This window comes from Streptomyces sp. NBC_01232 (genome assembly GCF_035989885.1).
Classification (GTDB): Bacteria; Actinomycetota; Actinomycetes; order Streptomycetales; family Streptomycetaceae; genus Streptomyces.
Window position 1 is genome coordinate 106162 of sequence record NZ_CP108518.1, and the last position, 12398, is coordinate 118559.

Annotated in this window: 13 protein-coding genes; 1 reads left to right on the top strand and 12 read right to left on the bottom strand. The window is 72.5% G+C overall.

Annotated elements, in window-relative coordinates; genetic code table 11:
* The first annotated feature begins 2 nt into the window (after positions 1 to 2).
* Positions 3 to 1151, top strand: a complete 1149-nt coding sequence (locus tag OG444_RS00500; protein ID WP_327260137.1) for a class 1 isoprenoid biosynthesis enzyme — start codon at positions 3 to 5, stop codon at positions 1149 to 1151.
* Between the two features lie 69 nt (positions 1152 to 1220).
* Here OG444_RS00500 and OG444_RS00505 read toward each other — a convergent pair whose 3' ends face one another.
* The 12 genes from OG444_RS00505 to OG444_RS00560 form a co-directional block, all read right to left on the bottom strand.
* Positions 1221 to 2066, bottom strand: a complete 846-nt coding sequence (locus tag OG444_RS00505) for an alpha/beta hydrolase (protein ID WP_327260138.1) — start codon at positions 2064 to 2066, stop codon at positions 1221 to 1223.
* Positions 2063 to 2785 carry an indole-3-glycerol-phosphate synthase gene (locus OG444_RS00510; RefSeq protein WP_327260139.1) on the bottom strand — a complete coding sequence of 241 codons (723 nt, stop codon included), beginning with the start codon at positions 2783 to 2785 and terminating at the stop codon, positions 2063 to 2065. The genes OG444_RS00505 and OG444_RS00510 overlap by 4 nt, the downstream gene beginning before the upstream one ends.
* A complete protein-coding gene (locus OG444_RS00515; RefSeq protein ID WP_327260140.1) occupies positions 2782 to 3522 on the bottom strand; it encodes an N-(5'-phosphoribosyl)anthranilate isomerase in 741 nt (246 codons plus the stop codon). Before OG444_RS00515 ends, OG444_RS00510 begins: the two co-directional genes overlap by 4 nt.
* Positions 3519 to 4664, bottom strand: a complete 1146-nt coding sequence (locus OG444_RS00520) for an acyl-CoA dehydrogenase family protein (RefSeq protein WP_327260141.1) — start codon at positions 4662 to 4664, stop codon at positions 3519 to 3521. Before OG444_RS00520 ends, OG444_RS00515 begins: the two co-directional genes overlap by 4 nt.
* Before the next feature lie 65 nt (positions 4665 to 4729).
* Positions 4730 to 5104 carry an ectoine synthase gene (locus OG444_RS00525; protein ID WP_030721055.1) on the bottom strand — a complete coding sequence of 125 codons (375 nt, stop codon included), beginning with the start codon at positions 5102 to 5104 and terminating at the stop codon, positions 4730 to 4732.
* A 69-nt stretch (positions 5105 to 5173) separates the two neighbouring features.
* Positions 5174 to 6037, bottom strand: a complete 864-nt coding sequence (trpA, locus tag OG444_RS00530; RefSeq protein ID WP_327260142.1) for a tryptophan synthase subunit alpha — start codon at positions 6035 to 6037, stop codon at positions 5174 to 5176.
* Complete coding sequence (locus tag OG444_RS00535; protein WP_327260143.1) at positions 6030 to 7070, bottom strand: hypothetical protein; 1041 nt, start codon at positions 7068 to 7070, stop codon at positions 6030 to 6032. Before OG444_RS00535 ends, trpA begins: the two co-directional genes overlap by 8 nt.
* Positions 7071 to 7120: 50 nt before the next feature.
* Entirely contained in the window at positions 7121 to 7378 is a 258-nt protein-coding gene (locus OG444_RS00540; RefSeq protein WP_327260144.1) for a phosphopantetheine-binding protein, read from the bottom strand.
* Complete coding sequence (locus OG444_RS00545) at positions 7375 to 8967, bottom strand: AMP-binding protein (protein WP_327260145.1); 1593 nt, start codon at positions 8965 to 8967, stop codon at positions 7375 to 7377. Before OG444_RS00545 ends, OG444_RS00540 begins: the two co-directional genes overlap by 4 nt.
* Positions 8964 to 9812, bottom strand: coding sequence for a MaoC/PaaZ C-terminal domain-containing protein (locus tag OG444_RS00550; RefSeq protein ID WP_327260146.1), 849 nt, complete (start codon positions 9810 to 9812; stop codon positions 8964 to 8966). The genes OG444_RS00545 and OG444_RS00550 overlap by 4 nt, the downstream gene beginning before the upstream one ends.
* Entirely contained in the window at positions 9809 to 11062 is a 1254-nt protein-coding gene (locus OG444_RS00555; protein WP_327260147.1) for a beta-ketoacyl-[acyl-carrier-protein] synthase family protein, read from the bottom strand. Before OG444_RS00555 ends, OG444_RS00550 begins: the two co-directional genes overlap by 4 nt.
* A gap of 65 nt (positions 11063 to 11127) precedes the next feature.
* On the bottom strand, positions 11128 to 12339 hold the full coding sequence (locus tag OG444_RS00560) for an aminotransferase class I/II-fold pyridoxal phosphate-dependent enzyme (RefSeq protein WP_327260148.1): 1212 nt from the start codon (positions 12337 to 12339) through the stop codon (positions 11128 to 11130).
* Between the last annotated feature and the right edge of the window lie 59 nt (positions 12340 to 12398).

Genomic DNA, 12398 nt, shown 5'->3' on the forward strand with positions numbered 1-12398 from the left:
ATGTGACGCAGACGGTGGATGCGCCGGGGGTCGAGGCGGTGGTGCGGGGTGACGCGGCCCTGCTGGAGCGGGATCTGGCCGGGTTCCTGGGCTCGCTGGCCGGGGTGGTGGCGCCGGTGCGCCCGGGGGCGGCCGTGTCGGTGTATGAGGCGGCGCTGCGGCGTTCGCTGTACGGGCCGGTCGCGGACGCCGTCGGGTCCAGGGTGGGGCAGGAGGCGCTGGCGCCGGCGGCCGGGCCGGCGGGGGGCGGCGGGGGTCCGCTGCGCCCTTCGATGGTGTTCTGGGCCTACCGCAACTACCGGGGCTTCCCCGACGAGGCGGGCCACGAGGCGTCCCCGGCGGATCTGGCGGCGGTGCGCCGTGCGGCCGTGGCGGTACGGATCCTGCTGAAGGCCGCGGTCGCGCTCGACGACATCCAGGACGGCAGCGGCATCCGCTACGGAGAGGCCGCGCTGCACGTCACCCATGGGATACCGCTGGCCCTCAATGCCGGCTCCTGGCTGATCACGGCCGCTCTGGGGCATGCGGCCGATCCGGCGGTCGTGGCGAGCCTGGTGCGGGCGGTCGGTCACGGCCTGACGGGCCAGGCCGTGGACCTGTCCACGCGCTCGCCGCGGACCCGGGCCGAGCTGATGGCCGCGGCCCGGGACGCGCGGGTGGAGTTCTGGGAGTCGACGGCCGCGCTGAAGACGGGGACGCTGTTCCGGATGCCGCTCGACGCGGCGGTGGCGGCGCTGGGCGTGGTGGAGGACGAGCGGCGGGCCCTGGACGACGCGATGCGCGGACTGGGGCTGGCGAGCCAGCTGTTCAACGATCTGACGGACTTCGTGCCGGAACTTGGCGGGGCCAACACCCACGAGGACTTCGACGGGCTGGGCAACCGGGTCGTCCTGGAGCTGCTCGGGGAGGGGGTGCCCGCCGAGTCGGCCGGCCCGGGGCTGAAACGGTTCGTCCTGGGTCATCCGAAGCTGCAGGAGACGCTCGTGGAGCTCGCGGCGGAGGCGGCCGGGCTCAAGCGTGCGGCGAAGGAGGCGGTGCACGGTGTGTGCCGCTCGGACCGCAGTGCGGCGTACTTCGACGTGACGATCGAGCGCAAGGGGCACCTCATCGACCGTCTGTACCGGACGGTCCGCGGGCGCAGCGGCGGATGACGGCCGCGGAGGTGTGCGGGGGTGTCCTGCCGGCCGGGTGCGGGGCCGGACCGGCCGGCAGGACGTCCTTCAGGGCTGTGCGGCCAGGAGGCAGTCCTCCAGGAAGGTCAGGACGCGCAGGTGGTAGGCGTGGGCGGTGTGGCCCAGGCTGATGTTGTGTCCGGAGGCGGGGAGGTGGTCGACGGTGACGGACGGGGCGGCGGTCAGGCGTGAGGTCATCGCGGTCAGGGTGGGGGCGTCCAGGTGCCACCAGGCCTCGTGCTGGGCGAAGGTGAGGCGGACGGGGATACGGACGCGGGGGGCCAGTTCCTCGTACTGGGCGGGCCAGCGCAGGGTTTCCGCCGACTCGCGCGGCGGTGTCGGGGACAGCAGGGTGCGGCTGGCCTGGAAGGTGCCGCGCGGGTAGAGGTTCAGGGGGCCCCAGTTGAGTTTGGTGGCGCCGCCGCCCAGGGTGGACGGGAAGTGCAGGGCTTCGGGGTTGTAGTGGTGGCCGACGCCCGAGGCGTCCAGGCCGATCAGTGGTGTGCCGCCGTCGGCGGCCGCGGTGTGGAGGGCGACCTTGCCGCCGTCCGAGTGGCCGAGGAGGAAGATTCCGGCGCCGGTGTCGTGGGCGGCGGTGTGCTCCTTGAGGGCGGCGTGGAGGGTTTCCGCCTGCTCGGCGAGGCTCTGGCCGTCGGGCAGGAGGTCCGCGGAGTCCCCGTAGCCCGGCCGGTCGACCGCCAGGACGGCGTGGCCCAGGGCCGTGGCGAGGGGGGCGAAGGAGTTCCAGTACGCGGCCCGCATGCCGCGGCCGTGGATCGCGAGGATCGTGGAGCGGGGCGCGGCCCGGTCCTTCGGCAGGGCCAGGAGTGCCGAGAGTGTGATGCCGGCCGCGTTGAGCGTGTAGGGGCGGGCGCCGTCCGGGTGTGTGGTCATCGGACCGCCAGTCCCTTCCGTGTGCCTTCCATCGCGTGCACCCAGGCGGAGGGTGAGCCGGTGCGCAGCAGTGAGGTGCCGACGAGCAGGCCGCCGAATCCGGCGTCGAGGAGTGCGGCGGCGGTCTCGGGGCTGTCGATGCCGCTGGCGCTGACGGGGCAGGCGGCGCCGGCGGTGCGGACGGCGGGGAGCAGGTCGAGGGAGCGGCCGAGGTCGCCGGCGCCGCGCTCGCGGGTCCGGATGTCCTTGTTGTTGACCGCGATCACGCATTCCTCGGGGTGGTGGATTGCTTCGAGTTCGCTTTCGCGGGTGATCTCGACGAAGGGGGTGAGGCCGGTGAGGAGGCATTCGGTGACCAGGGTGCGCATGCTCGACGCGGGCAGGAGTGCCGCCGTGAGCAGGACGGCGGAGGCTCCGAGTTCTGCGGCGGTGCGGATCTGGTCCTTGCGGGTGATGAAGTCCTTCTGGAGGATCGGGAGTCCGGTCAGGGCCGCCACGTCCCGCAGCAGGGCGGGCGAGCCGCCGAACCAGCGGCCGGTCACCACGGAGACGCAAGGGGCGCCCGCCGTCTCGTACGCCTCCACGATGGCGGCGGGGGTGCGGCCGCCCAGCATGTCGTAGCCGTGGGCGTCCCGGCGTTTCACCTCCATCACCACGGGGGTCGGGGAGGCCAGGAGGGCCTCGAGAAAAGGGAAGCCGGTCCGGTTCTGCTTCGTCATCGCGACAGCTCCAGCGGGGGGTGGTCGGGGAGGGGGGCGGTGCCCGTGCGCCAGGCGCGGGCCAGGGCTGCGATCTGCGGGACGCCGAAGGCGCCGGTGGTGGTGTCGCGTGCCGCGGTGTCGACGTCGATGCCGCGGAATCCGGGGTGGTCGACGACGTCCTGGTAGGCCGGGCGGTTGGCCGGGGTGAGGCCTCCTGCGAGGAGGAAGGGGCGGGTGAGGCGGGGCAGCAGGGCGGTGACGTGCTCGGGGTCCAGGGCGGCGCCGGTGCTGCCGATGCGGCCGTCGCCGGTGGCGGTGTCGAGGAGGAAGAGGTCGGTGCCGGCGCGGTCGTAGGCGCCGGTCAGGGGGCGCTCCACGCAGCTTCCGTTCTCCTGGACGTGCAGCACCTTGACGATGCCGACGTCGGCGGGGAGTGCCTGGCGCAGGGCCCGTACGAGGGCGGGGGGCTGGTAGGCGTGGAGCTGGACCCAGCCGACGCCGGTGCGGGCCGCGATCGCGGCCAGTTCACCGGCGTCGGCGAGGAAGGTCACCAGGACCGGCAGGAGGCCGGCCGAACGGGCCGCCGCCGCGAGGGCGGCGAGCCCGTCCTGGTCCAGTTCGGACGGGCCGCCGGGTACGCCGTGCCAGAGGCCGACGCAGTCCGCCCCGGCGGCCGCCGCCGCCTCGATGTCCTGCGGGGCCGTGGCCCCGCAGACCTTCAGCAGTGTCCGGGACAGCGGGCGGGTGGTGCTCACTTGCCCAGTCCCAGCATCGAGGCGATGCGGTTGTACTGGATTTCGTTGGTGCCGGAGTAGATCGTGCCGCCGACGGCGTTGCGCACGTCCAGTTCCAGGCCGAACTCGGCCATGTAGCCGTGGCCGCCGAAGATCTGTACGGCGGTGAGGCTGGTGGCGAGGTTGGACTCGCTGGTGACGAGTTTGGAGATGGCGAGGTCGGTGGTGATGTTCTCGCCGGCCTCCAGTTTCTCGCCCGTGTCGTAGAGCCACTTGCGGGCGGTCTCCAGCTGGATCTTCGTGTCCACGATCTTGTTGGCGATCGTCTGGTACGAACCGATCGCCTTTCCGAAGGACTTGCGTGTCTTCGCGTAGTCGACACACCGCTCCAGCCGGTGCTGCATCTCCCCCACGTTGACGATGAAGGAGAAGAGGATCTCCCGTTTCATCACGTGGTCCAGGACCAGGAACCCGCCTCCGACCCTGCCGAGTACCGCGCTCCTGGGTACCCGTACGTCGTCGAAGAACAGCTCGCTGAGCGGCGAGGTGCGCAGGCCCATCTTCTTGATGGGTTTGCCGGCGGTCAGTCCGGGGGTGTTGCGGTCCACGAGGAACGCGGTCGTTCCCAGCGGGCCGCCGTCCGGGTGGGTGCGGGCGTAGACCACGATCACGTCGGCGATGGGGCCGTTGCTGACGAAGGCCTTGCTGCCGTTGATGACGAAGTCGTCCCCGTCGCGTACGGCCCGGGTGGTCATGGCCATGGCGTCGGAGCCGCCTTCGGACTCGGTGATGGCGTGGGCGCCGATCGCCTCGCCCGAGCAGATCTGAGGCAGGTAGCGCTCCTTCTGCTCGACGGTGCCGAACTGCTGGATGGGGATTCCGGTGGAGCAGATGGAGGTGGTGATGCAGAAGCTGAGGCCCGCGTCGCGGTTGTACTCGCCGAGGCCCTCCAGGACGTACATGGTGGTCAGGAGGGACTGTCCGAGGCCTCCGTGGTCCTCGTCGAAGGGCAGTCCCAGGATTCCGGTCTTCTGGACGAGCTTCCACTTGTCCTCCGGGAAGGCGGACTGCTCGTCGAGTTCGATGTGGTCTGCGCTGAGTGCGTCTCCCCACCTCTCCAGGCCTTCGCGCAGATCGGCCTGGTCGGTGTTCCAACGGATCACGACGGACCCCTTTTTTTGTTCGGTGACGGTGCGGGCGGGCGGGCGGCCGGGCGGGGGCGTGTGTCTCAGTAGGCGGAGGAGCTGTGCGCGTCGAGGCTGTGGACCTCGTCGCCGCGCAGGGCGGGCGAGAAGACGCAGACCAGGCGCAGGTCCTCGTGGGGGCTGGCGACGAGGAAGTGGGCGTCGTGCTGGTCGAGTGCGTACATCCGGCCGGGGACTATCTCGTGCGAGGTGCCGTCGAGTTCGATGACCTCGCCGGAGCCCTCGATGCAGTAGCAGGCCTCGAGGTGGTTGACGTACTCCAGGCGGGACTTGGTGCCGGCCAGGACGGTGGTGTCGGTGAGCGAGTAGCCCAGGCCGTCCTCGGCGAGGAGGAAGCGGCGGCTGAGGCCGTTGCCCCACTCGACGGTCTTCACGGACTCGATGTCGCGAACGATCATGGCGATCTCCCGGTGTGAGGGTGGTGCTCGGATGGTCCGGATGAGGGGTGGAGCCTTCTTTCCCGCCGGTCAGGCGGTTCGGTGCGGTGTTGCGGGCAGGACCTGGCGGACGAAGTCGCGGAAGGCTGCGGTGACATCGGCGGCGGTGTCCTGCGCCCGTTCGAGGGCGGCCACCGCGGCGGAGCCGATGATCGCGGCGTCGGCGCCGGCGGCTCCGACGGCTTCGACGTCCTGCCGTGTGCTGACCCCGAAGCCGACGGCGATCGGGGACGTCGTGTGCGCCCGGAGTGCGGTGACCGTCTGTGCCAGCGCGGCGTGGCCGGCGGCGGGTGCGGTTCCGCTGCGTCCGTAGTGGGCGACGAGGTAGAGGTAGGCGGAGGCCTGTGCGGCGGCCTGGGCCTGGGTGGGGGGCGGGCTCTTGGTGTAGCAGGTGGTGACGACCGGGAGGCCGGCCGCGGCGGCCGACTCCAGGTGCGTTGCGCGCAGCCGTGGGGGGAGGGCGTGGACGAGGAGTCCGTCGGCGCCGGCGGCGGCGATCTCGCGGGTGGTGGCGGCCAGGTCCCGGTGTTTGAGGGAGTGGCTCCAGTCGGCGAGGAGGGCGATCCGCAGGTGGTTCAGGTGGGGCCGTACGTCGGCGATGAAGGCGAGTACGTCGTCCAGGCCGGCGCCGCCGCGCTCCAGTGCCCGGCGGGCGGAGCGGCGGATGACGGGGCCGTCGGTGACCGAGTCGGGGAAGGGGACGGCCAGTTCGAGGCAGTCCACGCCTTCGTCGTCGAGCATCAGGACGAGGTCGCGCAGGACGGGCAGGGGCGGATCGCCGGCGTTGAGGAAGAGGGCGAGTCCGGGCGGTCCGCCGGGGGTGCGGCGGGTGAAGAAGGGGGCGGGGGCGGGCTTTGTCCCTGTGGTGCGGGGCGTCGTTGTGGGGCTAGGCACCGGACACCGCCAGGGTGCGGGGGGCGGGTGCGGCTGCCAGGCGCCGGGCGAGGTCGTGGGCGGCGCCGGTGCGGACCGCTTCCTCGGCGACGGAGACCGCCGAGAGCCAGTCGCGGCGGTTTCCGCAGGCCACGATGAGGGCGGCGGCGCCCAGGCAGACGGTGCGGGTGGCGACGCGGCCCGCCTCGCCGGAGAGGACGGAGAGGAAGTGTGCGACGGCCGTGTCCGCATCGGCGGGCCGCAGGTCGGCGAAGGAGCCGTCGCCGGGGGTGAGTTCGCCCGGCCGGATGATCCGGGTGAGGGCGTGTCCTGCGTGGATGGTGTTGGTCGCGAAGGGCAGCAGTTCGTCGGCGCCGGTGTCGTTGGTGGTGAGCCAGATGCGGCGGCCGGTGGTGGTCTCGGCGAGCCGGCGCAGGGTGTCCAGGGGTGCGGCCGCTGAGACCCCGGTGACCTGGGCGGCCACCGGGAGGTCGGCGAGGAAGGGGCCCAGGGCGTTCAGGAACCGGCCGAAGGTCTTCATGCTGTACGGGGCCACGGTGCGGGCCAGCCGGGTCAGCTGCGCCGGGTAGACGAACGGTCCGGCGAAGGCGATCCCGTGGGCGGCGAGGGTGTCCTCGGTCTGGGTGTGGGAGGAGGTGAGACGGACACCGAGCCGCTCCAGCAGGTCGACGGAGCCGAGCGAGCTGGTGTAGGCGCGGGAGCCCGTTTTGACGACCTTGACCCCGGCTGCCGCGGCGACGAACGCCGAGGCGGTGGAGATGTTGAAGGTCCGGGGGCCGCCGCCGGTGCCGACGACGTTCACGGTGCCTTCCCAGGCGGTGGTCGCCGGTGCGGCCGGCCGGCGCTCGGCGAGCGAGTCCAGCAGGTGGCGCAGGGTCTCGTGGTCCGGGAGCCGGCTGGTCAGGGCGGCCAGCAGGGCGAGGGCCTCGGCCTTGTCGAGGCTGCCGTTGCCGAGCTGGTCCCACCAGGACCGCCAGGTCTCGCGGCCGACCGGGGCTCGCTGTTCGAGCAGGCCGGTGAGTGCGTCGTGCACGGTCGGTCTCCGTCTCGTGTGCGTCAGGGGTGGGGACGGTGCCTGGCGGGTCAGGCGGCGGCGGTGCGGCGGGACTCGGTGATGAAGGTGTCGATCGCCTCGACGCTGCGGAAGTTGTTGGGGTCCAGGTCGGCGTCGCCGATGGCGAGCTCGAAGCGGTCCTCGACCCAGGCGATGAGCTTGAGGACGCCCAGGCTGTCGATGACCCCGTCGTTGAGCAGGTCGTGGTCGGCGGCGAGTTCGCCGGCGGCGGTGCCCGGGAGGAACTCGGTGATGACGAAGTTCTTGATGGTGTCGACGTTGCTCATGACGGGATTCCTTCGGCGAGAGGTGTGGCTACGGGTGCGGTGGTGGGGCTGGGCTGTTCGAGGCGGTCGAGTGCCTTGCGGTCGACCTTGCCGGTGGCCGTCTTGGGCAACGGGGCCTCGGTGACGGTGAGTTGGTGGGGTACGGCGGCTCTGGGCAGGTGCCGGGCGCAGTGGGTGCGCAGTTGCAGGCCGGTCAGGGTGGAGCCGGGGGCGCGGCGGACGGCGGCGACGAGTCTTTTGCCGGCGATCGGGTCGGGCAGGGCTGCGACGCCGGCTTCCAGGACTGCGGGGTGTTCCTGCAGGACCCGTTCGATCTCGGCGGTGTTGACGGCGACGCCGCGGACCTTGACCTGGAAGTCGGTGCGTCCGGTCAGGTGCAGGGTGCCGGCGGCGTCGCGGCGTACGAGGTCGCCGGTGCGGAACCAGCGGCGGTCGTCGAGGCCGAGGGGGTGGCCGGTGAACTTGTCGGTGTGGCGGGTGCGGTCGAGGTAGCCGCGGGTCTGGAAGGGCGTGGAGACGAAGAGTTCTCCGCTGCCGGGGCCTTCGACGGGGGTGTGGGTGTCGGGGTCGATGATCAGGGCGCGTACGCCGGGCAGTGGGCGGCCGATGGGGACGGGCGCGGCGGGTGCGGCGGCGGTCGGGGCGGGTCCGAGTTCGTGGATGAAGCTGTCGTTGGTCTCGGTGCAGCCGTAGATGTTGTGGATGCGGGCGTGGGGGAAGAGCTGGGGCAGGGCGGCGAGGGTGCGGTCGGGGATGGCGTCGCCGGTGAACATGACGTGCTCGACGCCGGGGAAGGTGTCGCCGGTCTTGGCGGCCGCGTCCTGGAGGAGGCCGAAGGCCATCGGGACGGCCTGGACGATGTCGACGCCGTGGGTGAGGACCAGGTCGCGCAGGTGGCGTCCGTGGGCGGCCAGGGCCGGGTCGACGAGGACGACGCGTCCGCCGCGGGCGAGGGTGGTCCATACGTCGAGGAGGCAGAGGTCGAAGTTGAGGGGGGCGTAGTTGAGGACGGTGCGGCCGGGTCCGATGCCGAAGGTGTGGCCGGCCCAGCGGGTGAACCGGTCGATGGCGTCCAGGCCGAGCGGGACGATCTTGGGGAGGCTGGTGGAGCCGGAGGTGGTGAGCATGAGGGCCACCTCGGCGGCCTCGTCGGCGGGCAGCGGCCGGGCGGTGACCTCGGGGTTGGGTGCGACGCGGGCGCTCTCGCCGCCGGGGGCCAGGACCCGGGCGCAGCCGGCCTGGGCGAAGAGGTCGGCCAGGAGGGTGTCGGCGAGGGCCGGGGACGGCAGGAGCAGCGGCCGGCGGGCCAGGAGGCAGGCGAGGACGAGGGCCACCGTGGCGGGTGACTTGTCGGCGAGGACGCCGACCGGTTCCGCGGGGGCGAGGTCCAGGAGGGCGAGGCGGTCGCGTTCGCGGCCGGCGAGGTCGTACAGCTCGCGGTAGGTGGTCTCCTGCCCGTTGAAGAGGAGCGCGGTGGCGTGGGGGCGGTCGCGGACCTGGGTCAGGAACCCTCCGAGGAGGCCGAGTTCGACGGTGTCCGGGGTCTGTTCCTGTGCTGCGGCGGTGCGCGGGGTACGGGGTGCGGTCATCGTGGGCCTCCTTCCTGGGGGGCGGCGAACTCGATCCAGCCGGACTTCACGGCGGCGCCCCCCGGGGTCTTGCAGGTGAAGCGGACGACGCGGGCGTCGGCGTCGGGCTGGAGGGTGATCTCCAGCGGGATTCCGGGGGGTACGGGGGCGGAGAAGCGGCAGCCCAGGCCGCGGACGCGGGCGGAGTCGCCGGCGGCGAAGCGGTCGGTGGCCTCCTCCACGGCGAGGGCGACGACGCTCATGCCGTGGGCGATGACGGTGTCGAAGCCGGCCGAGCGGGCGGCGTCCTCGTCGAGGTGGATGGGGTTGAGGTCGCCGGAGGCGTGGGCGTAGGTGGTGATCCAGTCGGTGGTCAGGTGGTGGACGGCGCTGTGGGGTTCGCCGGCTCCCAGCGGGGCGGGGGCGGGGGCGCCCGCGGTGATGTCGCCGAAGGGCTCCAGTGTGCTCGCGCCGACCAGGAGGGCGGAGATGACCAGTTCGGCGAAGGGCTCCGGTCCGTCCTCGCCGGTCAGCCGGACGCGCAGGGCGATGCGGGCGCCGCGCGGTTCCTTGCGGATGCCGAGCACGTCCAGGGCGACGGTGACCTGCTCGCCGGGGCGGACCGGGCGCAGGGTGCGGATGTCCTGGCCGAGGTGGACCACGGCGACGGGGCCGGGTTCGGCCGCGGTCAGTGCGGCGACGGTCTGTTCGGCGACGGTGTGGGCGAGGACGAAGGTGTGGACGGGCGAGGCCTGGCCGGGGCGGGCGGTGGGCAGGCCCCGGCGGGCGGCGCCGCGGTAGTCGGTGATCTCGGGTTCGGTGACGGTGAGCGTGCGGACCGGGGAGGGGAGCGAGAGGGTCGTCATACCGGCGTCACCACCACGGAGGAGTTGTGGCCGCCGAATCCGAAGGAGTTCGTGATCGCGGGTCCGGGGCGCACGGTGCGGGGTGCGCCGTGCACGACGTCGATGTCCATTCCTGGCTCCTGCTGTTCGTGGTTGGCGGTGGGCGGCACCTCGCAGTGGCGCATGGCCTGCACGGTGGCGATGAGCTCGACGGCGCCGGCGGCGCCGATGAGGTGGCCGATGACCGACTTGGGTGCGGTGACGGGCGGCTGGGCGGTGCCGAACACCTTGGTGAGGGCGGCGGCCTCGGACCGGTCGTTGTAGGGGGTGGAGGTGCCGTGCGCGTTGACGTGCACGATGTCGGCGGGTTCGAGGCCGGCGTCGGCGATGGCGCCGGCCATGGCGGCCGCGGCGCCCGCGCCGTCGGGCAGGGGCATCGCGAGGTGGTGGGCGTCGGCGGTGGCGGCGTACCCGGCGACGAGGCCGTAGGTCTTCGCGCCGCGTGCTTGCGCGTCCTCGAGGCGTTCCAGGACGACGAAGCCTGCTCCCTCCCCCATGACGAAGCCGTCGCGGTCCTTGTCGAAGGGCCGGGAGGCGTGTTCGGGGTCGTCGTTGCGGAAGGAGACGGCGCTGAGGTTGCCGAAGCCGGCGAGGGTGACGGGGGTGAGGGTGTGTTCGGTGCCGCCGGCGATGACCAGGTCGGCGCGGCCGGTCTGGAGCAGCATCAGGGCGTGGCCGATGGCGTCGGCGCCGCTGGCGCAGGTGTTGGCGACGGTCAGGGCGGGGCCGGTCCAGCCGAGGCGGATGGCTATCTGGGCGGCGGCCGCGTTGGGCATCGTCATGAGCGGCATGAGCGGGTTGACGCGGGCCGGTCCGCCTTCGGTGAAGTGGGCGGATTCCAGGTCGCTGGTGGCGCGTCCGCCGACGGCGTTGCCGACGACGATGGCGGTGCGGCCGGCTTCGGCGGCGGGTGATCCGGCGTCGCGGTGGGCGGCGAGGGCGGCGGCGGTGCCGTAGTGGGCGAAGGGGTCCATGCGGCGGGCGTCCTTGGCCGGGACGAGCCCGGCGAGGGAGTCGAGGCCGCGGACCCGGCAGCCGATGCGTACCCGGTGGCGGCTGAGGTCGATGTGGGTGAGGGCGGCGGCGGTGGAGCGGCCGGCGCGCAGTGTGTGCCACAGCTCGTCCGGGGTGCACCCGCCGGGGGTGACCACGCCCATGCCGGTGATGGCTACGGGCGGCTGCGCGGTACTGCCCCTGGACGGTGAAGGCATGTCTGCTCCCTGAGGCGGACTGAGAGGTACGGAAAAAGGGGTGGGAGGGGTGGCCGTGGGGGCGGTCAGATGATGCGGCACTCGCGGGCGGAGGTGATGAGGGCCTCGGCGGCGAAGTCGATGTCGGAGGTGGTGTGGGCGGCGGTGATGGCGATGCGCAGCCGGGCCAGGTCGTTGGGGACGGCCGGGGTGACGACGGGGAGTCCGATCACGCCGTTCTTGCGGCAGGCGGTGGCGAGGTCGTAGGCGGCCTCGTCGGAGCCGGCGATGACCGGGACGACGGCGGTCTCGCTGTCGACGGTGCTGATGCCGGCCTGGTTGAGGATGCCGCGGAAGCGTGCGGATTCGCGCTGGATGAACTGCACGCGCTGGGGCTCGCGCTGCATGATGCGCAGGGATTCCAGGGCGGCGCCGGTCTGTGCTCCGCCGAGGGCGGCGGAGAAGAGGAAGGGGCGGGCGGCGTAGCGCAGGTGGTGGACGAGTTCGGCGGAGCCGGCGACCCATCCGCCCATGGAGGGGATGGCCTTGGAGAGGGTGCCGAGCTTGATGTCGACCTTGGCCTCGTAGTTGAAGTGCTCCTCGATGCCTTTGCCGGTGGCGCCGATGACGCCGAGGGCGTGGGCCTCGTCGACCATCAGGAGTGCGTTGTGGGCGTCGCAGACCTTGCGCAGGTCGACCAGGGGGGCGATGTCGCCGTCCATGGAATAGACGCTGTCGACGATGACGAGGCGGACGCCGGTGTCGGGGGCGGCGGCGAGGCGGCGTTCGAGGTGGGTGACGTCGTTGTGGCGGAAGCGGGTGACGGTGGCGCCGGAGAGCTTGCAGCCGTCGACGATGCTGGCGTGGTCGTACTTGTCGATGAAGACGGTGTCGCCGGGTCCGACGATGGCGCCGACGGTGCCGACGTTGGCGGCGTAGCCGGAGCCGAAGACCAGGGCCCGCTCGCGGCCGGCGACCTTGGCGACCTCGGCCTCCAGTTCCTCGTGCAGCGGGGTGGTTCCGGCCAGGGCGCGCACGCCGTGGTTGCCGGTGCCGTAGCGGTCGACGGCGGCCTTGGCGGCGGAGACGACCCGCTCGTCGCCGGCAAGTCCGAGGTAGGAGTAGCCGGACATCATCAGCAGGCGGCGGCCGTCCTGGTCCGCGTACGCGGAGTCCCGCTCGGCCGTGTAGGCCACGAAGCTGTTCTTGCGGTTGGGCTCGTACTCCAGGGACCGGACGCGGTCGCGGAAGTAGGCCAGCTTCGGCTCGAGGCGGTCCCAGGCAGCGGATGCGTTCACGTGCTTCTCCTCGTCGCGATCGTCCGGCGGACCCGGAACTCCATCGACGCCCTGCCGTT

Bases quoted from the DNA above. Each gene is read 5' to 3' on its own strand.
- OG444_RS00505 (WP_327260138.1), bottom strand. From the start codon at position 2,066: ATGACCACACACCCGGACGGCGCCCGCCCCTACACGCTCAACGCGGCC.
- OG444_RS00510 (WP_327260139.1), bottom strand. From the start codon at position 2,785: ATGACGAAGCAGAACCGGACCGGCTTCCCTTTTCTCGAGGCCCTCCTG.
- OG444_RS00525 (WP_030721055.1), bottom strand. From the start codon at position 5,104: ATGATCGTTCGCGACATCGAGTCCGTGAAGACCGTCGAGTGGGGCAAC.
- OG444_RS00540 (WP_327260144.1), bottom strand. From the start codon at position 7,378: ATGAGCAACGTCGACACCATCAAGAACTTCGTCATCACCGAGTTCCTC.
- OG444_RS00545 (WP_327260145.1), bottom strand. From the start codon at position 8,967: ATGACCGCACCCCGTACCCCGCGCACCGCCGCAGCACAGGAACAGACC.
- OG444_RS00550 (WP_327260146.1), bottom strand. From the start codon at position 9,812: ATGACGACCCTCTCGCTCCCCTCCCCGGTCCGCACGCTCACCGTCACC.
- OG444_RS00555 (WP_327260147.1), bottom strand. From the start codon at position 11,062: ATGCCTTCACCGTCCAGGGGCAGTACCGCGCAGCCGCCCGTAGCCATC.